The sequence below is a fragment of the Bradyrhizobium sp. AUGA SZCCT0283 genome (genome assembly GCF_018130385.1).
Classification (GTDB): domain Bacteria; phylum Pseudomonadota; class Alphaproteobacteria; order Rhizobiales; family Xanthobacteraceae; genus Bradyrhizobium.
The window spans coordinates 57,601-76,427 of sequence record NZ_JAFCLU010000027.1 but is presented as its reverse complement, the minus strand read 5'-3'; the positions used below and the strand labels follow the sequence as shown (position 1 = coordinate 76,427).

Annotated in this window: 15 protein-coding genes; 8 read left to right on the top strand and 7 right to left on the bottom strand. The window is 64.9% G+C overall.

All coding sequences use genetic code 11. The annotated features are described in order from the left end of the window. Positions 1–14 precede the first annotated feature (14 nt). The 3 genes from tldD (at position 15) to JQ624_RS29185 (ending at position 2,918) form a co-directional block, all read left to right on the top strand. Complete coding sequence (gene tldD, locus JQ624_RS29195; RefSeq protein ID WP_212422358.1) at positions 15–1,442, top strand: metalloprotease TldD; 1,428 nt, start codon at positions 15–17, stop codon at positions 1,440–1,442. Continuing rightward, on the top strand, positions 1,439–2,227 hold the full coding sequence (gene lepB, locus JQ624_RS29190) for a signal peptidase I (RefSeq protein ID WP_212422357.1): 789 nt from the start codon (positions 1,439–1,441) through the stop codon (positions 2,225–2,227). Before tldD ends, lepB begins: the two co-directional genes overlap by 4 nt. Positions 2,228–2,345: 118 nt before the next feature. Then, positions 2,346–2,918: a nucleotidyltransferase family protein gene (locus tag JQ624_RS29185; RefSeq protein WP_212422356.1), complete on the top strand. Its 573-nt coding sequence runs from the start codon at positions 2,346–2,348 to the stop codon at positions 2,916–2,918. 142 nt (positions 2,919–3,060) lie between these two features. Here JQ624_RS29185 and JQ624_RS29180 read toward each other — a convergent pair whose 3' ends face one another. From JQ624_RS29180 to JQ624_RS29170, 3 genes are all read right to left on the bottom strand, one after another. Continuing rightward, positions 3,061–3,585, bottom strand: coding sequence for a PAN domain-containing protein (locus tag JQ624_RS29180; RefSeq protein WP_212422355.1), 525 nt, complete (start codon positions 3,583–3,585; stop codon positions 3,061–3,063). A gap of 173 nt (positions 3,586–3,758) precedes the next feature. Then, positions 3,759–5,129: a glutamate--cysteine ligase gene (locus JQ624_RS29175; protein WP_212422354.1), complete on the bottom strand. Its 1,371-nt coding sequence runs from the start codon at positions 5,127–5,129 to the stop codon at positions 3,759–3,761. Between the two features lie 96 nt (positions 5,130–5,225). Further along, entirely contained in the window at positions 5,226–5,714 is a 489-nt protein-coding gene (locus JQ624_RS29170; RefSeq protein ID WP_212422353.1) for a MarR family winged helix-turn-helix transcriptional regulator, read from the bottom strand. A gap of 122 nt (positions 5,715–5,836) precedes the next feature. Here JQ624_RS29170 and gstA point away from each other — a divergent pair, with 122 nt between their 5' ends. Together gstA and JQ624_RS29160 are read left to right on the top strand one after the other, a co-directional pair. Next, positions 5,837–6,451 carry a glutathione transferase GstA gene (gene gstA, locus JQ624_RS29165; protein WP_212422352.1) on the top strand — a complete coding sequence of 205 codons (615 nt, stop codon included), beginning with the start codon at positions 5,837–5,839 and terminating at the stop codon, positions 6,449–6,451. A 351-nt stretch (positions 6,452–6,802) separates the two neighbouring features. Further along, positions 6,803–7,423, top strand: coding sequence for a PilZ domain-containing protein (locus JQ624_RS29160; protein WP_212422351.1), 621 nt, complete (start codon positions 6,803–6,805; stop codon positions 7,421–7,423). Positions 7,424–7,483: 60 nt separating this feature from the next. On the opposite strand, the gene JQ624_RS29155 is transcribed toward JQ624_RS29160, so the two are convergent. From JQ624_RS29155 to JQ624_RS29140, 4 genes are all read right to left on the bottom strand, one after another. Further along, entirely contained in the window at positions 7,484–9,697 is a 2,214-nt protein-coding gene (locus tag JQ624_RS29155) for an FAD-dependent oxidoreductase (RefSeq protein WP_212422350.1), read from the bottom strand. Between the two features lie 145 nt (positions 9,698–9,842). Continuing rightward, positions 9,843–11,051: an acetyl-CoA C-acetyltransferase gene (locus JQ624_RS29150; RefSeq protein WP_212422349.1), complete on the bottom strand. Its 1,209-nt coding sequence runs from the start codon at positions 11,049–11,051 to the stop codon at positions 9,843–9,845. A gap of 64 nt (positions 11,052–11,115) precedes the next feature. Further along, on the bottom strand, positions 11,116–12,906 hold the full coding sequence (locus tag JQ624_RS29145) for an acyl-CoA dehydrogenase C-terminal domain-containing protein (RefSeq protein WP_212422348.1): 1,791 nt from the start codon (positions 12,904–12,906) through the stop codon (positions 11,116–11,118). A gap of 193 nt (positions 12,907–13,099) precedes the next feature. Next, on the bottom strand, positions 13,100–13,486 hold the full coding sequence (locus JQ624_RS29140; protein WP_212422347.1) for a nuclear transport factor 2 family protein: 387 nt from the start codon (positions 13,484–13,486) through the stop codon (positions 13,100–13,102). Between the two features lie 132 nt (positions 13,487–13,618). Here JQ624_RS29140 and JQ624_RS29135 point away from each other — a divergent pair, with 132 nt between their 5' ends. The 3 genes from JQ624_RS29135 (at position 13,619) to JQ624_RS29125 (ending at position 18,719) form a co-directional block, all read left to right on the top strand. Then, complete coding sequence (locus JQ624_RS29135) at positions 13,619–14,212, top strand: PadR family transcriptional regulator (RefSeq protein WP_212422346.1); 594 nt, start codon at positions 13,619–13,621, stop codon at positions 14,210–14,212. A gap of 240 nt (positions 14,213–14,452) precedes the next feature. Then, entirely contained in the window at positions 14,453–17,806 is a 3,354-nt protein-coding gene (locus JQ624_RS29130) for a tetratricopeptide repeat protein (RefSeq protein WP_212422345.1), read from the top strand. Positions 17,807–17,915: 109 nt separating this feature from the next. Further along, on the top strand, positions 17,916–18,719 hold the full coding sequence (locus JQ624_RS29125; protein WP_212422344.1) for a hypothetical protein: 804 nt from the start codon (positions 17,916–17,918) through the stop codon (positions 18,717–18,719). Positions 18,720–18,827: the final 108 nt, after the last annotated feature.

Sequence of the window (18,827 nt, the reverse complement as noted above, 5' to 3'; positions counted from 1 at the left end):
GAATCGGAGCCTGCATGACCAATCCCGCGACAACCTCCCTTCTCGACCGCGCCAATCTCGACCGCGATGCCGTCCGACGCGAGATCGCGCGGGGGCTTGAGGGGGCTGACGACGGCGAGCTGTTTCTGGAATATGGCCAGACCGAAGCGCTGGGTTTTGACAATGGCCGGCTGAAGCAGGCGACCTACGACACCAGCCAGGGGTTTGGCCTGCGCGCCGTCAAGGACGATGCGGTCGGCTATGCGCATTCCTCCGACGTCTCTTTGCCGGCACTGATCCGCGCGGCGGATGCGGTGGCCGCCGTGCGCGGCGGCTACAGCGGCAATTTTGCCGCAGCACCTGCCCATACCAATGTGCGGCTCTATGGCGACGAGAATCCGCTGGATGCGCCGGGCTTCGAGGCGAAAGTAAAGCTGCTGGCCGAGATCGACGCCTATCTGCGCGACAAGGACCCGCGGGTGCGGCAGGCTTCCATCAGCCTGGGCGCCACCTGGCAGGTGGTGGAAATCCTGCGCCCCGACGGCGAGAGCTATCGCGACATCCGGCCGCTGGTGCGGGTCAATATTTCCGTGGTCGCCGGCCAGGGCGACCGGCAGGAAAGCGGCAGCAAGGGTTATGGCGGCCGCGAGGGTTATGCGCGCTTCATCGAAACCAAGGCGTGGCGCGAGGCCGCCGACGGCGCGATCCGCGAGGCGCTGGTCAACCTGGAATCGGTCCCCGCCCCCGCCGGCGAAATGGACGTGGTGCTGGGTGCCGGCTGGCCCGGCGTGATGCTGCATGAAGCGGTCGGCCACGGGCTCGAAGGCGACTTCAACCGCAAGCAGACCTCGGCCTTCGCAGGATTGATGGGCAAGCAGGTCGCGGCCAAGGGCGTCACTGTGGTGGACGACGGCACCATGGCCTCGCGGCGCGGTTCTCTCTCAATTGACGACGAGGGCACGCCGACCAACCGCACCGTGCTGATCGAGGACGGCATCCTCGTCGGCTACATGCAGGACCGCCAGAACGCGCGGCTGATGAACATGAAGCCGACCGGCAACGGCCGCCGCCAGAGCTATGCCCATGTGCCGATGCCGCGCATGACCAACACCTACATGCTGGCCGGCCAGCGCGATCCGGCGGAAATTCTCAGCTCCGTGAAGAACGGCATCTACGCCGCGAATTTCGGCGGCGGCCAGGTCGACATCACTTCGGGCAAATATGTGTTCCAGTGCACCGAGGCCTACAGAATAGAGAACGGCAAGGTCGGCGCGCCCCTGAAAGGCGCCATGCTGATCGGCAACGGGCCAACCGACCTGCATCGCATCACCATGGTCGGCAACGATCTCGCGCTCGACACCGGCATCGGCACCTGCGGCAAGAACGGCCAGGGCGTGCCGGTTGGCGTCGGCCAGCCGACGCTGCGGATGGAAAAGATCACGGTCGGAGGCACCGGCTCATGAGCGACGAGAAGATGGCTGATGACCGGAAGGAAGGCGCGATCGGCAAGCCTGCGAGCTGGCGCGCGCAGGCGGTGCAGCTGGCGGCGATCGTGGCCGTCGTGTTCGTCGCCAAGGGCGCGCTGGCCGAGCCGTTTTACGTGCCGTCCGGCTCGATGGAGCCGACGCTTCTGATCGGCGACGCGCTGCTGGCCTCAAAATACCCTTACGGCTACGGCGCAGCGTCGCTGCCGATCCAGATCACGCTGCCGGAAACCGGCCGCCTGTTCGGCGACACGCCCAAGCGCGGCGACGTCGTCGTGTTCCGCTGGCCGGGCGACCGCTCGCAGGCCTGGGTCAAGCGCGTGGTGGGGCTGCCGGGCGACCGCATCCAGCTGCGGCAGGGCCAGCTCTTCATCAACGACCATGCCGCCGCACTGAAGCCGGACGGCGTCGGCCAGGCGGAAGACGATCGCGGCAGCACCGAACGGGCCTATCGCTTCACCGAGACGCTGCCGAACGGCGTCAGCCACGCGATCTTCAAGATGCGCGACAATGGCCGGCTCGACAACACGCCCGAGGTGACGGTGCCGCCGGGCAAGCTGTTCGTGCTCGGCGATAACAGGGACAATTCCGCCGACAGCCGCGTGTCGGTGCGCGACGGCGGCGTGGGACTGCTGCCGATCGACAATCTGATCGGCCGGGCTGACGCCGTGGTCGGCTCGTGGGATTTGAGCATGCGCAGCCGGCCGATGTGGACGTGGCTGTCCGGTTTCCGGCTGGCGCGTTTTTTTACCTCGGTGCAGTGAGGGCGTAGCCCGGATGAGACAGGGGTGGGCAAAGGCGCGCTTGCGCCGTGCCCGCCGTCTTTCCACGATCCCGAGAAATGGTGGGCACACTTCGCTTTGCCCACCCGGCGGCGTGCCTATGGATAAAGACCAATTCCTCACCGCCGCCTTACGCAATCCCGCCAACGAAATCATTGCCGAGGAGCTGTTCCGGCTGGCGCTGCCGGATGCGTGGCTGGTCTCCGGATGCCTGGTGCAGACGGTGTGGAACGTGCTGACCAAGCGCGCGGTCGATTACGGCATCAACGATTACGACGTGTTCTATTTCGATCCCGATACGTCTTGGGAAGCCGAGGACAAGGTCATCCGCACGCTGGCGGAGCGGTTTGCAAGCCGCGGCATCGCGGTCGAGGCGCGTAACCAGGCGCGCGTTCATCTCTGGTACCCAAAGAAACATGGCCTGCCCTATCCGGAGCTGCATTGCTCGACGCAGGGCATCGACCGCTTCCTGACCAGGAACACCCAGATCGGAATCCGGCGCACCCAGGAGGCTTACGAGGTGTACGCGCCGAACGGCTACGACGATGTCGCCGCCCTGATCGTGCGGCCCAATCCCGGCGCGAATTTTTCCGCCGTGAATTACGAAGTGAAAGCTGAGCGCTGGAAGGCGCTGTGGCCGGAGATCACGGTGCTGCCGGCGGACACATTGTAACAATCATCGTCGTCCCTGCGAACGCAGGGACCCATACCGCGTGATCTACCGATAAGGCAGAGGCAGACGCCATCTCAACACAACTGCGTTCGGTGGTTATGGGTCCCTGCGTTCGCAGGGACGACAGCGGTGTATGTCGCAACTACCGCACCACGCCCGAGGTAAACCCCGCCTTCCGCCGCGGCGGCTTGATGTCCTTCTTCAGGAAGCAGTGCGCCTCCTTGCCGGCATAGCCCGGCCGGGCATAGGTCCAGGCGCGGCATTTGTTGTCGGCGGCGCAGGCGGCCTTGCAGGCGTCGTCGCCGTCGCCGCTCTTGAGATCGAAGCTCTTGTAGTCGCCGCCGAAGCGGTCGATCGAGGTTTCGATGGTATCGTTGCGCCGTTCGACCACACCGGCGCCGCGCACGCCGGAGACGCAGCAATCGCTCTGCACCCGCGGCGGCACGTTGCTCTTGAGCCAGCACACCGCACGGTTGGCCAGGTCGGTCGGATAGCTGAAGGTCCAGGCACGGCAGCGGCGGTCGCGCTCGCACACCAGCGCGCATTCCGCCGGATCGCCCGAGATCACGGGCGCACTGAGATAATCGCCGCCGGGACGGTCGAAATTGGCCTGCGCCAGCGCCGGGCGCGTGGATACGGCCGCCGCCAAAAAGGCGAGCGTCACCATACACGCCCTAAGCAGGCGAACAGTCCCCATGCACGGTTGCTTTCGAATGCGCGCTTTCAGAACGGGATGACCTCAAATCATCGTCCCGCCCTATCTCTTTGATCGGAGCGCCATTTGAGCGCCATCAACCTGTACGGTGGATGAACGGCCCAAAGGTTAAGCAACCCGTTAAATTAAAACGCGTATTCCTGATAGACCGGCTCCACGGAACCGCCCCACTCGCCGTTGAATTTGTCCAGCATCTCTTCCGCCGGCGTGCGGCCCGATTCGAGGATGCGCTCCAGCGGTTCGAGGTGGCGGCTCTCGTCGCGGCCGAGTTGATCGATGCGGCCACGCCGCCGCAAGCCAGCATGCGACAGCTTCAGGCACTCCTTCGCGATCTCGAACAGATAGCGATCCCTGATCCTGGCCTTGAAGCCGAAGCGCGGCACGTCGTCGCGCAATGCCTGACGCTCCTGCGCGGTCCAGTGGCTGACCAGATCCCAGGCCGCGTTCAGGCTTTCGTCGTCATACAGCAGCCCGACCCAGAACGCCGGCAGCGCCGGCAGCCGGCCCCACGGCACGCCGTCGGCGCCGCGCATTTCCAGATAACGCTTCAGGCGGACTTCCGGGAAAATCGTCGACAGATGGTTGGCCCAGTCCGACAACGTCGGACGCTCGCCGGGAAGCGAATTGTTGCGGCCCTCGAAGAAGGCGCGGAACGACGAGCCGGCGACATCGATATAGGTCTCGTCGCGCTTGACGAAATACATGGGCACATCGAGCGCGTAGTCGACCCAGCGCTCGAACCCCATGCCGTCCTCGAACACCCACGGCAACATGCCGGAGCGCGCGTTATCGGTGTCGCGCCAGATCTCGGAGCGGAACGACAGGAAGCCGTTGGGCTTGCCTTCGGTGAACGGAGAATTGGCAAACAAGGCGGTCGCCACCGGCTGCAATGCGATCGACACGCGCAGCTTCTTGACCATGTCGGCTTCGGAGGAGAAGTCGAGATTGGTCTGCACCGTGCAGGTCCGGTACATCATGTCGATGCCGTACTGGCCGACCTTCGGCATGTAGTTGGTCATGATCTTGTAGCGGCCCTTGGGCATCACCGGGATCTGTTCCCGCGACCAGGACGGCGTCATGCCGAGCCCGAGAAAGCCGATTCCCAAGGGCGTCGCGATCTCGCGGACCTGCGCCAGATGCGCCATCAACTCGGACTGGGTCTGGTGCACGTTTTCGACCGGCGCGCCCGACAATTCGAACTGGCCGCCCGGCTCCAGCGAAATCGCGCCGCCCCCGGTGACGTCGTAGAGCCCGATGATGTTGCCGCGCTCCATGATCGGCTCCCAGCCGAGCAGGAGCTGCATGCCTTCGAGCAGCGCGCCGATGCCGCGCGCGCCTTCGTAGGGCACGGGCTGATGGCCCTCCAGCGTGAACGGGGTCTTCTCGTGCTCGGTGCCGATGCGGAACTCGGACGGCGGCTTGATGCCGGCCTCGAACCACGTGACGAGTTCGTCACGCGATTGCAGCGGCGTCATATCGATCTGGTCACGCGCCATGAAAAAATCCGGATATCTGGCGATTCGACCGAACGCGCCGTGTGGCCAAGGGAATGCGGACGGCGTCGTCCGCATCAACGAAACATATAGGAGCCGTCATCGCGCCGGCACGCCGTCGCGGGCGGCGGCCGCCTTGACGTCGGAGCAGGAGCAGCCCAGCCGGTCGAGCAGACCGCAAAGCTTCATGGCGTCGGCATCCGAGAGCTTGGAGCCGACGTGCTTTTCGATCGCCGCCGAATAGGCGCTCCACATTTTCTTCTGCAACTCGCGCCCGGCCTCGGTGATCTCCACGAACTGGCCGCGCTTGTCGATCTTGCATTCGCGCCGCGCCGCCAGGCCCTCATCCACCAGGCGGTCGATCAGCCGCGAGGTGGAATATTGCGGGATCAGCATCTGCTTTTCCAGTTCCACCGGGCGCATCTCGCCGGACGGCGCGCGCGACAGTTCCAGGAGCGCGTCATACCAGGCCAGCGGCGGAAAGCCGGCTTTCTTCAGATCCTGCTCGACAGCATCGAGCACCCGGCTCTGCACCCGCATCAGGCGGATCCAGGCGGCGGTCGCCTCGGTCGATGGTTTGCGTTTCATAGTCCGGTCCGTATCTGTCACAGATCAGTGTACCGCACTAAATGCAGCTGCATCAATCTTGACTATTCCATGCAGATGCATTTAGTCAGTCCGTCAATAATGTCGAGGGAAGGAAAAATCCCATGAAACTGTATTATTCCCCGGGCGCCTGCTCGCTATCCCCCCATATCGCGCTTCTCGAGGCCGGTCTGCCCTACGATCTGGTCAAGGTCGACCTGCGCGCCAAGAAGCTGGAGAACGGTGACGACTTTTTGAAGGTCAATCCGAAGGGCCAGGTGCCGGTGCTGGCGCTCGATTCGGGCGAGCTGGTCACCGAGGGGCCGGTCATCGTCCAGATGATCGCCGACAAGGCCGCGGGAAAGAACCTCGCGCCGGCCCGCGACAGCGCCGACCGCTACAAGCTGCTGGAGTGGCTCAACTTCATCACCACGGAACTGCACAAGAGTTTCGGCCCGATGTTCTCGCCGGTGCTGGCCGATGAGGCCAAGGCGTTCTTCAAGGACCGCGTGATGGGCAAGTTCAAATATGTCGACAGCCAGCTTGCGGGGCGCGACTACCTGATGGGCAGCCATTTCACCGTCGCCGACGGCTATCTGTTCACGATGCTGTCGTGGGCGGACCGGATGAAATTCGACCTGTCTGACATGCCGAACTTGCTGGCCTACAAGGCCCGCGTCGGCGCGCGGCCGAAGGTGCAGGAGGCGCTGACCAAGGAAGGCCTGATGAAGGCGGCGTGAGACGACGGCTTCATCGCGGTTCTCTCGTTCGAAGAGCGAGCTGAGATCGCGCAAGCCAGGCGGGTGAGGAGGCATTCCTCACCCGTTTTCATTTCGCGGCTGAAGATGCAGACGTCCGGCATCCATCACAGGCTGACACGCCGGGCCGATGACACGCATGAATTGCGAATGGATGCAGCGATTTCGCGGGCGGTACCCGATATTACAAATTTTTTAGCAATTCGTCCCTAAGTTCCAAGGATCAACGCCGGGCGGCAACGCCCGAAGCCGTCGTTCAAGAACTCACCACGAAGTTCAATCGGTCAACAGTTCGCTGAAGCAGGTGAAACTCTTTTCCGTGAGGACTTGGTCGTGTCCATCGAGAGGTTCCTGAGACAACGCGCCGTCGATCTCGTGATGGACGGAACCTACGTGCTACCGAACTGGTACGACCCGCAGGGCCGGCTTCGCACCTTCGCCTGCCGCGCCACGCGGGTTTCCCCGTTCCGGATGATGGTAGAGGCACCCGTGGTCGGCAAGGTCGGCGACAGCCTTACCTCCTATTTCCGGGACTTCGGCCATTTCGAAGGCACGATCAGCGACACGACGACACGCGGTCTCCTGCTCGAACTCGAGATGACCCGATCGATGCGCGCCAGGCTCGCGGAAAAGCTCATCTGGCTGGAGAAAAAGACCAAGGATCCCTACAGCATCAGCGATGCCCGGAAGAATCCGCGCTTCGTTCCAAAAGCCTCGCAATCCACCCTGACACTCGCCGACGGCAGCGTTCATGAGTGCCACATCATCGACGTCTCGATGTCAGGCGTTGCGGTGTCGGCCGAAATCCAGCCGCCGACCGGAACGCCGCTTGCGATCGGCGCCTGCATTGGCCGCGTCGTGAGGCATTTTCCGAACGGATTCGCCGTCAATTTCATCAAGGAGCAAAGCCGCGACGAACTGAACCGCCTGGTCGCGCGGACGGTTCCGGCGTGAGGACAAATCCTTACCGTCGCCCCCAAGTTCGCTGGGACGACGGCAGATCTTGTACGGACCTTACGCCGCCGCCTTCTTCGGCGGGAAGCGGCCGTAGAAGGTCTCGCCCCGCGCCGCCATGTCTTCCAGCAGTTTCGGCGGAGTGAAGCGCGAGCCGTATTTGGCTTCCAGCCTGTGGCAGAGCTCGACGAACTTCCGCGTGCCCATGAAGTCGATATAGGACAGCGTGCCGCCGGTGAACGGCGCGAAGCCGAAGCCCAGGATCGAGCCGACATCGGCCTCGCGAGGGTCGGTGATGACGTGGTCCTCGACCGTGCGCGCGGCTTCCACCGCCTGCACCACCAGAAAGCGCTGCTTCAGCTCCTCGATGTCGAGCGTATCCGGATCGAGCTGCTTGGGCTGCAGCGCCGACAGGCCCGGCCACAGGCTCTTCTGGCCCTTGCCCTTCTCGGGGTAGTCGTAAAAGCCCTTGCTGTTCTTGCGCCCCAGGCGGCCCTGCTTTTCGACCAGCTCCACCATCAGCTTCTTCTGATCCGGATTGATCGAGTTGGGACCGAGATCGGCTTCGGTCGCCTTGATGACCTTGAGGCCGAGGTCGAGGGCGACTTCATCCGACAGCGACAGCGGACCGACCGGCATGCCGGCCATCTTGGCGCAGTTCTCGATCATCGCCGGCGGCACGCCCTCCAGGAACATCTCATTGCCTTCGGCGATGTAACGACCGACGCAGCGGTTGGCGTAGAAGCCGCGGGAGTCATTGACGACGATCGGCGTCTTGCCGATCACCCGCACATAGTCGAGCGCGGCGGCGAGGGCTACGTCGCCGGTGTTCTTGCCGAGGATGATTTCGACCAGCATCATCTTCTCGACCGGCGAGAAGAAGTGGATGCCGACGAACTTGCCCTGCTCCTTGAAGCTTTCGGCAAGCGAGGTGATCGGCAGCGTCGAGGTGTTGGAAGCGAAGATCGCGTCCGCCCTGAGGTATTGCTGCGCCTTGGCAAAGGTCTCGGCCTTGACCTTGCGGTCCTCGAACACGGCCTCGATGACGAGGTCGCAATCCTTCAATGCGGCATAGTCCGCGGTCGGCGTGATGCGCGCCAGCAGCGCGTCGCGATCTCCGGCCTTGGCGCGGCCCTTGGCGACCTGCTCGTCGATCACCTTCTGCGCATGCGCCTTGCCCTTGTCGGCGCTTTCCTGGTCGCGGTCGATCAGGACCACGTCGAGGCCGGCACGCGCAGAGACGTAGCCGACGCTGGCGCCCATGAAGCCGGCGCCGATCACGGCAACCTTCTTGATCTTGGTCGGCGGCACGTTCTGCGGACGCCGGGCGCCCTTGTTCAGCTCCTGCATCGACAGGAACAGGCTGCGGATCATCGCCGCCGCTTCCTTCGAGCGCAGCACCTTCGTGAAGTAACGCGATTCGACGCGCAGCGCGGCGTCGATCGGCAACTGCAGGCCCTCATAGACGCAGCTCATGATGGCACGCGCGGCCGGGTAGTTGTCGTAGGTCTCGCGGCGATAGATGGCGTTGCCGGCCGGGAACATCATCATGCCGGCCTTGGAGAACACCGGTCCGCCCGGCAGCTTGAAACCCTTTTCGTCCCAGGGCGCGACCGCCTTGCCGCCACCCTTGATCCAGTCCTTGGCCGCCTTGATCAGGTCGGCGGCCGGCACGATGGCGTGGATCAGGTTGAGCGCCTTGGCCTTGTCGACCGTGACCGGATCGCCCTTGAGCAGGATCGTCATCGCATCCTGCGGCGGCACCAGGCGCGGCACGCGCTGGGTGCCGCCGGCGCCGGGGAACAGGCCGACCTTGACCTCGGGCAGGCCGAGGCGAGTCTTGGGATTTTCAGCCGCGACGCGGTAGTGGCAGGACAGCGTCACCTCGAAACCGCCGCCGAGCGCCAACCCGTTGATCGCGGCCGCCCACGGCTTGCCGCAGGTTTCGATGCCGCGCAGCACCAGCGAGAAGCGGCGGCTCTGCTCGAACAGCATCTGGTTGGCATCCTCCTCGCCCTTCTCCTTCAGCATCTTGGCATAGGCGACGTTCATGCCCTCGAGCATGGAAAGATCGGCGCCGGCGCAAAAGGCTTCCTTGCTCGAGGTGATGACGACGCCCTTCACCGCGGCATCGGCCGTGGTCTGCTTCAGGATCTCCTCGAGCTCGGCGGTCGAGGTCTCGTCCAGCACGTTCATCGAGCGTCCGGGGATGTCCCAGGTGACGAGCGCAATGCCGTCGGCGTCGGTCTCTAGCTTGAAATTCTTGAAGGCCATGTTGGTTGCTCCCTCGATGCCGGCAGCCGATGTCAGGCGCGGCGGTTGAATTTGATTTCGTAGGGTGGGTTAGCGAAGCGTAACCCACCGCTTCTTGCGCCGTGGCATGGTGGGTTACGCCTTCGGCTAACCCACCCTACGGCAGCTATACTCTTTCGATGATCGTCGCCGTGCCCATCCCACCGCCGATGCACAAGGTCACCAGCGCGGTGGACTTGTTGGTGCGCTCGAGTTCGTCGAGCACGGTGCCGAGGATCATGGCCCCCGTCGCGCCGAGCGGATGGCCGAGCGCGATCGCGCCGCCATTGACGTTGATCTTCGAAGGGTCGATGTCGAAGGCCTGCATGTAGCGCAGCACGACCGAGGCGAAGGCCTCGTTCAGTTCGAAGAGATCGATATCCGACTTCTTCATACCGGAACGCTCGAACAGCTTTTCGGTGACGTCGACCGGACCGGTCAGCATCATGGCGGGCTCCGAGCCGATATTGGCGAAGGCGCGAATTCTGGCACGCGCCTTCAAACCGTGTTTCGCACCGGCCTCCTTGCTGCCGAGCAACACCGCGCCGGCGCCATCGACGATCCCGGAGGAATTGCCGGCGTGGTGCACATAGTTGATCTTCTCGACTTCGGGATGCGACTGGATTGCCACTGCGTCGAAGCCGCCCATCTGCCCAACCACGGTGAACGCCGGCTGCAACTGGCCGAGCGACTGCATCGTCGTGGTCGGACGCATGTGCTCGTCCTTGGCCAGGATGGTCAGGCCGTTGATGTCCTTCACCGGCACTACCGACTTGTTGAAGCGGCCCTCGTCCCAGGCCTTTGCGGCGCGCTGCTGGCTCTGCACCGCATAGGCATCGACGTCGTCGCGCGAGAAGCCGTATTTGGTGGCGATCAGGTCGGCCGAGACACCCTGCGGCATGAAATAGGACGGCACCGCCATCGACGGGTCCATCGGCCAGGCACCGCCGGACGCGCCGATGCCGACGCGGCTCATGGACTCGGCGCCGCCACCGATCACGAGCTCATGCTGGCCGGCCATGATCTGGGCGGCGGCGAAATTCACGGCATCGAGGCCGGAGGCGCAGAAGCGGCTGATCTGCACGCCGGGGACGGCCTCGCCGAGCCCCGCCTTCAGCGCCGCGAAGCGCGCGATGTCAGAACCAGCCTCACCGACCGGATCGACCACGCCGAGGATCACGTCGTCGACGACGTCTTCGCCGAGATTGTTACGCTCCTTCAGCGCCTGCAGCGGCACGGTGGCGAGCGCCAGCGCGGTGACTTCGTGGAGCGCGCCATCAGACTTGCCGCGGCCGCGCGGGGTGCGAACGTGATCGTAGATATATGCCTCAGGCATGACGCCCTCCTGGTATGAGGATCATAATATTATAAGCGAAAGGACGCGAAAGCGGCAGAAAATCTCAGAACGCTTCCGCCGCCAATTCCATGGTGGTCGCGCATCCGGTCTGGATGCGCGCAAGATGAACGTGGGTTTCCGGCAACATCCGCTCCATGAAGAAGCGGCCGGTCACCAGCTTGGTGCTCAGATAGGGCGTGGCGCCCCCGCCAGCAATCTTGTCCTGCGCCACCTTCGCCATCCGCGCCCACATATAGGCAAAGGTGACGAGGCCGAACAATTGCATGTAGTCGGTGGCGGCGGCGCCGGCATTGTCGGGTTTTGTCAGCGCGTTCTGCATCAGCCAGCCGGTGGCCTGCTGCAGATGGCCGAGGGCTGCCGACAGCGGGGTGACAAACGGCTTCATCGCCTCGTCGCCGCCGTGCTCCTTGGCGAACGCGCCGACTTCGGCGAAGAACGCCATCACGGCGCGGCCGCCGTCGCGCGGCAGCTTGCGGCCGACCAGATCGAGCGCCTGAATGCCGTTGGCGCCCTCATAGAGCATGGCGATGCGGGCATCGCGCACGAACTGCTCCATGCCGTGTTCGGCGATATAGCCATGGCCGCCATACATCTGCTGCGCCAGCACCGCGTTGGAGAAGCCGACATCGGTCATCACGCCCTTCATGACCGGCGTCATCAGGCCCATATGGTCGTCGGCTTCCTGGCGGTCCTTGGGATCGCTGGATCGGTGCGCGACGTCGCTCTTCAGCGCGGTCCACACCACCATGGCGCGCGCCGCCTCGTTGAAGGCGCGGATGGTGAGCAGCACGCGACGCACATCGGGATGCACGATGATCGGATCGGCCGCCTTGTCCGGCTCCTTTGCGCCCGTCAGGGAACGGCCCTGCAGCCGCTCGCGCGCATACTGGACGGCGTTCTGATAGGCGACCTCGGACTGCGCGAGGCCCTGCACGGCGACGCCGAGGCGGGCCTCGTTCATCATCACGAACATGCCCTGCATGCCCTTGTTTTCCTCGCCGATCAGCCAGCCGGTGGCGTTGTCGTAGTTCATCACGCAGGTGGAATTGCCGTGAATGCCCATCTTGTGCTCGATCGAGCCGCAGGACACGCCGTTGCGGGCGCCGAGCGAGCCGTCGGCATTGACCAGCACCTTCGGCACCACGAACAGCGACACGCCCTTGATGCCGGCGGGCGCGCCTTCAATGCGCGCCAGCACCAGGTGGATGATGTTCTCGGCCATGTCGTGCTCGCCGGCAGAGATAAATATCTTGGTGCCCGTGATCTTGTAGCTGCCGTCGGCCTGCTTGACCGCCTTGGTGCGCAACAGGCCGAGATCCGTGCCGCATTGCGGCTCGGTGAGGTTCATGGTGCCGGTCCACTGGCCCGCCACCATCTTCGGCACGAACATCTTCTTCTGCTCGGGCTTGCCATGCACCATCAGCGCCGCGGTGGCGCCCATGGTCAGGCCGCCATACATCGAAAACGCCATGTTGGCCGCGCTCTGGAATTCGGTGACGACCTGGCTCAGCGTCACCGGCAGCCCCTGCCCGCCATATTCCGCCGGCGCCGACAGCCCGAGCCAGCCGCCTTCGGCGACCTGCTTGAAGGCTTCCTTAAAACCCTTCGGCGTCGTCACCGAGCCGTCGTCATGCCGCTTGCAGCCTTCGAGATCGCCGACACGGTTGAGCGGCTGCAATACCTCCTCGGAGAGTTTTGCGGCCTCGCCCAAAATCGCCTCGCGCACATCGGCGGAGGCGTCGGTGAACCCGGGCAGATTGTCGTAGCGATCGATCTGGAACACGTCATTGAGCAGGAAGGTGACGTCTTCCACGGGGGCTTTGTAGATCGGCATGATGTTCTCCCGGCAGGGGCAGACTTGAGATGGGGTGGAGGCGATTGAAATGAAATTCGTCGTGGCGTTCCGGAACGAGACCTTATCCGGTTCCGGCAGTCCCAGGGAGTGAGCAGGTGAGCGAAATATCCGGACAGCCATTGCGACATAAACGGCGCCGGACATCGTCGCGGCCTTTGCTCCCTCACCCTCGTCACTGCTTGGCGAGTTGCTCCCCCATCAAGCGGTGCAGCAGATTGATTCCCTTCAGCGGACGCACCATCACCTTGAAATGCGTGATCCTACCGTCATCGCTGAAGGTGATGATGTCGACGCCGTTGATCCTGATGCCCTCGATCTCGTTTTCGAATTCGAGGACCACGCCGTTGGCGTTGCGCCATTCGCCTGTGTATTTGAAGCCGGGGCCGCCAAGCACCTTCTCGGCGCTCGCCAGATATTTGAAGGTGATGTCGCGCCCGCGCTGCGGCGCGTGGACGACGGGGCTTTCGAACACCGCATCCGGGTGCAGCAGGTCCCACAGCGCCGCCGTGTCATGGGACTTCATGTAGCCGTACCACTTGTCGAGGCCGCTCATGGTCATCATGTCTCCTCTGGCGGGCGATGACGGGCTGGCGCCGGGGAAGGGAATGGACCTCTCCGGGGCTTATGCGCGTTGACGCATATGCAACTTTATGCATAATGTCAATCACTGTTAAATCCGGAGGCCGGCGTCGTGGCGCTTGGTGACGCGATTCTCGCCTGCCTGACCGAACGTCCGATGACGGGCTATGAGCTCGCCAAGACGTTCGACAACTCCATTGGATTCTTCTGGAAGGCCGACCACCAGCAAATTTATCGGGAGCTCACCAAGCTTCGCGACCGCGGCCATATCCAGGGCCGCGAGGTGGTGCAATCCGGCAAGCCGAACAAGCTGGTCTATACGCTCACGCCGGAAGGGCGCGCCGCGCTCAGGCATTGGGCCGCGCGGCCGAGCGTCCCGGCCTCGATCAAGGACGACCTTTTGGTGCGGCTCTATGCGCTCGACAGCGTCGACATCGAACCGTTGCGCACCGACCTGATGGCGCGGCTGGAACACCACCGCGACCGTTGCGCCCGCTACGAGCGCCTGCTCAACAAACGTTTTCCCGACGGCACCGCGCCGCCGGCCGATGTCGGCAAGCTACTGGGCCTTCGCATCGGCCTCAGCCACGAGCGCGCCGTGGCCGAGTGGTGCGAAGAGGCGATCGAGGCGCTGTCGGCCCTCACTTCCGGCACGGAGCGGACCAACGTCGTGCCCCTCGAGGACAAGCGGGAAAACAACGGGTAGAGCCCTTTAATTTGACGCGTTTTCGTGACGCGAACCGGCTTGGAAAACGCTTTGGCCGATTTGGCCGCCCGGTAACTTTTAGGGCCGTCCGTCCCATTCCTTAACCCGTTATTTACCGTAACGAACAAAAGTCAGTTCCGAGGCAGGCGACCTGCGCGAGAATTTCTGTTGTCTCTTCTGTGGGACGCGCGGGGAGGCTGATGGCGCAGGTGGGGCGCCGAAGCGGAACCGGACGAAAGCATGAATTCGCGCGTATCGTGGAGTGTTGACGGCATCGATCCCTCCGTCCGCGAAAGGGCCGAGGCGGCGGCGCGCCGCGCCGGCATGTCGCTGAACGACTGGCTCAATTCGACCGTCGGCGAACCAGCCCCGCCCAGCTTCAGCGCGCCTTCCGAGCAGCGGCCGGCGATGCCGCGGCAAATCCCCGACGTGGCGGACATTCACCAGCGGCTGGATTCAATCACCAAGCAGATCGAGCAGATTTCGCGGCCCGCGGCCCGTGGCGAAGCCGTCCGTGGCGAGCCGACGGTGGCGCGACAGCTCAACGAGGCCATTTCGCGCCTCGACGCGCGGCTGTCGCAGATCTCCAACCCCGCGCCGGCCCGGCAGGTCCAGATGCAGGAAAAGCAGCGTCAGACCGACATGGTCGAGCGTGCCGCAGCCCAGGTCTATCGCCCCGCGCCGCCGCTCAGTCCGGCCTCGATGGATTTTGCGATCGCCGAAATCGCCGCGCGCCAGAACGAACTCGACAGTCCGCCGCCGCGGCAGATGCCGCCGCGCCATGCCGCGCCAGCGGCCTCTCCCGCTCAGCCCAATTCTGCGCAGCCCATGATGCAGGCAGCGCCGGCCGGTCCGGATTTTTCTTCGCTCGAACGGCACCTGCTCAAGATCACCAGCCAGATCGAAGCGCTACAGCGTCCCGATCATGTCGAGGAGTCGATTGCCGCCTTCCGCAGCGAACTCGCCGAAATCCGCCACGCCATCACCGAGGCGGTGCCGCGGCGGGAGATCGAATCGCTCGAGAACGAAATCCGCTCGCTGTCCCGCCGCATCGACGAAAACAGACAGCACGGCAGCGACGGCCAGACGCTGGCCGGCATCGAGCGCACGCTCGGCGAAATCCGCGAGGTACTGCGCTCGCTGACACCGGCCGAGCAGCTCACCGGCTACGACGAGGCGATCCGAAATCTTGGCGCCAAGCTCGACCTGATCCTGCGCTCCAACGACGATCCGTCGACCGTGCAGCAGCTCGAAAGCGCGATCGCGGCGCTGCGCGGCATAGTTTCCAACGTCGCCTCCAACGACGCGCTGGCCCGGCTCGCCGAAGACGTGCACACGCTGTCGGCCAAGGTCGACCAGCTTTCCCGCTTCGACGGCAACAGCGACGCCTTCGGCATGCTCGAGCAGCGCCTGGCCGCGCTGACCTCGACGCTGGAAACAAGGCAGCCGCCGGCCGCCAGCGAGCATTCGGAATATCTCGAAAACGCGGTGCGCTCGCTGTCGGAACGGCTCGACCGCATCCCGGTCGGCAACGACAATGCGTCGGCCTTTGCCCATCTCGAACAGCGCGTATCCTATCTGCTGGAGCGCCTGGAAGCCTCCGGCGATCGTTCCGCCGCGCCTGCCATCGACCTCGGACGGGTCGAGGAAGGACTGCACGATATTCTGCGTTCGCTCGAACGCCAGCACGCCAGCCTGGTCGCGCTCGCCGATTCCAACCGCAATTCCGGCGACACGGCCCAGCCGATGGACTCCGGCATCGTCGATCTGGTCAAGCGCGAGCTGTCCGACATCCGCTTCAGCCAGTCGGAAACCGATCGCCGCACGCAGGACTCGCTGGAGACCGTTCACAGCACGCTCGGCCATGTGGTCGATCGCTTGTCGATGATCGAAGGCGATCTGCGCACGGTGCGCGCCGCGCCCTCATCTCCCCCGCCTGCCTTGGCTCCCGCGGCATTACTCGAAAAGCGCGAGGAAGCGCCGCGCGCGGCGGTGCCGCCGCAGAACTTTGCACCGCTGCAGGCGAAACCGGAATTGCCGAATCCCGCCGCGCAGCAGGGGAGTTTTCAGGAATCGTTTGCCGCCGCGCCGCGCGAATTCCACGCGGCTCCGCCGGCTGCACCGGTCGCCCCGCCATTGCCGCCGCGGGCGATCAGCGAAATCCTGGAGCCGCATGCCGCCGCGCCCCGCACCGCAATCGCGCCGGAATTGCCGCCGGATCATCCGCTCGAACCGGGCACGCGGCCACCCGCGCGCATGTCTTCGCCGTCGGAACGGATCGCGGCTTCCGAAAACGCGATCAGCGAGATCGCTTCCGCACCCAAGGAGCCGGTCAGTTCGTCGAGCTTCATTGCCGCAGCACGCCGCGCCGCGCAGGCCGCAGCCGCCGCGCCACCCCCCGAGAAGGCGGGACGTTCGGCAAAGGCCGCGCCAAAGGACAAGGGCGGCGACAAGGCCAAGGCGGACGACAAGACGCCCTCGAACATTTCCTCCAAGATCCGCTCGCTGCTGGTCGGCGCGAGCGTGGTCGTGATCGTGCTCGGCACGTTCAAGATGGCGATGACGCTGCTCGACACCGGCAGCGTGCTGCAACTGCCGATGATGGAACAATCCAGCGAGCCGGCCGCTCCGGCGCCTGCGCCGGCGGAGAGCAGCCCCAGGCCCGCAATGCCCGCGGCGCCGGCGCCCTTGATGATCTCGCCGACGCCGGTCGAGAAGCAGTCGAACAATTCTTCCGCACCCAACACGCTGGACAGCGCGCGGATCGCCGTCCCGCCGCCGGCCGCGCCGGCGCCGGCCGCAGCCAGCGACGTCACCGGCGCGATCACGACGATGCCGGCCACCGGCGGCAAGCTTGCCATGATCGCCGTGCCGCCGACCGAGCGGCTGCCTGACGGCATCGGCGGCCCGGTATTGCGCGCCGCCGCGCTGAAGGGCGACCCGGCCGCGGCTTACGAAGTCGGCGTGCGCTTTGCCGAAGGCAAGGGCGTTGCCCCGAATCTCGACGAGGCCGCCAAATGGTACGACCGCGCGGCGCAGGCCGGCGTGGTGCCCGCCATCTTCCGGCTCGGGACCTTCTACGAGAAGGGCCTCAGCGTGAAAAAGGACGTCGATATTGCGCGGCGTTATTACCAGCAGGCGGCCGAGCGCGGCAGCGCCAAGGCGATGCATAATCTGGCCGTGCTCGACGCCGATGGCGGCGGCAAGGGCGCCAACTACAAGAGCGCGTCGACCTGGTTCCGCAAGGCCGCCGATCGCGGCGTCGCCGACAGCCAGTTCAACCTCGGCATCCTCTATGCCCGCGGCATCGGCGTCGAACAGAACCTCGCCGAATCCTTCAAATGGTTCAGCCTCGCCGCGGCCCAGGGCGATGCGGATGCGGGGCGCAAGCGCGACGATATCGCCAAGCGCCTCGACGCCCAGTCGCTGGCGGCCGCCAGGCTTGCGATCCAGACCTTTACGCCGGAACCGCAGCCCGACGACGTCGTCAACGTGGCGGCACCCGCCGGTGGTTGGGATTCGGCCCCGGCGCCCGCCACGGGCAAGCCCGGCGCCAAGCCGGCCGCGAGCAAGCGCACCGCCGCCATTCATTAAGAAAAACGGGTCGCAATGCCGCCGGCATCGCCGCCATATCCTCGGCCATAAATTCGTATAATGCTTCGGGCTGGCCCGATCCTGCGGGTCGGCATGCAACGAGGACCGATTGTCGACCGAAGACAACCAAAGCGGGGAAAATCGCTTCCGCAGGTCGCCGACCGGCCCTGCGGTCGCCCCGCCGCGCATACCGGCCGGTCAGGCCCCGGCGCCGCCGGTGCAGCCGCCCCGGCGCAAACGGCATTTCTGGTCGGTCGCCATCTTCATCCTGCTGGTTTCCGGCGTCGTTATTCGCGCCTACCGGGACCTGTCGCAGCCGGAGGCCTGGGACTACTGGAAGGACCAGTACGTCTCGCCCAGCCTGACATCGCAGGTGATCGACACGCTCCATCTTGATGGTTCGAGCCAGGGCCGGCGGGCGCTGTTCGTCAGCGGGACGATCGGCCCTGCCGCCGCGAACTGGTTTCGCGGCAGGCTGGACCAGGCCAATCTCGCAGCGGGCGACATCGTCCTGCTGGCCTCTCCCGGCGGCGATCTGAACCAGGCCACGATCATGGGCGAGATCGTGCGACAGCGCTCGCTCGCGACCGCGGTCGGCAGCGCCGACGCCTCCGGCCGCGTCAAGCCGGGCTATTGCGCCAGCGCCTGCGTGCTCGTCTATGCCGGAGGCAAGACCCGCTTCGGCGTATTGGGCTCGGCATTGGGCGTTCATCGGTTTGTCACAACCCGGCCCGTGAACGACCCCGTCGCCGAGGCGCAGCGGATTGCCGGCGCCGTGCTGGGCTACATGACCAAAATGGGGGTCTCGTCGACAATCGTGGAGGCGATGTCCGAGACCCGGGACATTCGCTGGCTCAGCCCCAAACAGGCGCTGGCGATGAACCTCGTCACCGACCCGCTCGGAAAGCCCTGAGCCAGCCCCACCAACCGACCTGCGCGCGCGCCCCGCGGATTTGTCACAGCGTTTCAATGTCCTGATGAACGCGCGGCCATATCAGGCAAAAATTTGCCTTCCCGGGCA

Excerpts from the sequence above, each read along its gene's own strand:
- JQ624_RS29145 (WP_212422348.1), bottom strand. The coding sequence starts at position 12,906 with ATGCCGATCTACAAAGCCCCCGTGGAAGACGTCACCTTCCTGCTCAAT.
- JQ624_RS29180 (WP_212422355.1), bottom strand. The coding sequence starts at position 3,585 with ATGGTGACGCTCGCCTTTTTGGCGGCGGCCGTATCCACGCGCCCGGCG.
- JQ624_RS29130 (WP_212422345.1), top strand. The coding sequence starts at position 14,453 with ATGAATTCGCGCGTATCGTGGAGTGTTGACGGCATCGATCCCTCCGTC.
- tldD (WP_212422358.1), top strand. The coding sequence starts at position 15 with ATGACCAATCCCGCGACAACCTCCCTTCTCGACCGCGCCAATCTCGAC.
- JQ624_RS29140 (WP_212422347.1), bottom strand. The coding sequence starts at position 13,486 with ATGACCATGAGCGGCCTCGACAAGTGGTACGGCTACATGAAGTCCCAT.
- gstA (WP_212422352.1), top strand. The coding sequence starts at position 5,837 with ATGAAACTGTATTATTCCCCGGGCGCCTGCTCGCTATCCCCCCATATC.
- JQ624_RS29150 (WP_212422349.1), bottom strand. The coding sequence starts at position 11,051 with ATGCCTGAGGCATATATCTACGATCACGTTCGCACCCCGCGCGGCCGC.
- JQ624_RS29175 (WP_212422354.1), bottom strand. The coding sequence starts at position 5,129 with ATGGCGCGTGACCAGATCGATATGACGCCGCTGCAATCGCGTGACGAA.
- JQ624_RS29170 (WP_212422353.1), bottom strand. The coding sequence starts at position 5,714 with ATGAAACGCAAACCATCGACCGAGGCGACCGCCGCCTGGATCCGCCTG.
- JQ624_RS29185 (WP_212422356.1), top strand. The coding sequence starts at position 2,346 with ATGGATAAAGACCAATTCCTCACCGCCGCCTTACGCAATCCCGCCAAC.
- lepB (WP_212422357.1), top strand. The coding sequence starts at position 1,439 with ATGAGCGACGAGAAGATGGCTGATGACCGGAAGGAAGGCGCGATCGGC.
- JQ624_RS29155 (WP_212422350.1), bottom strand. The coding sequence starts at position 9,697 with ATGGCCTTCAAGAATTTCAAGCTAGAGACCGACGCCGACGGCATTGCG.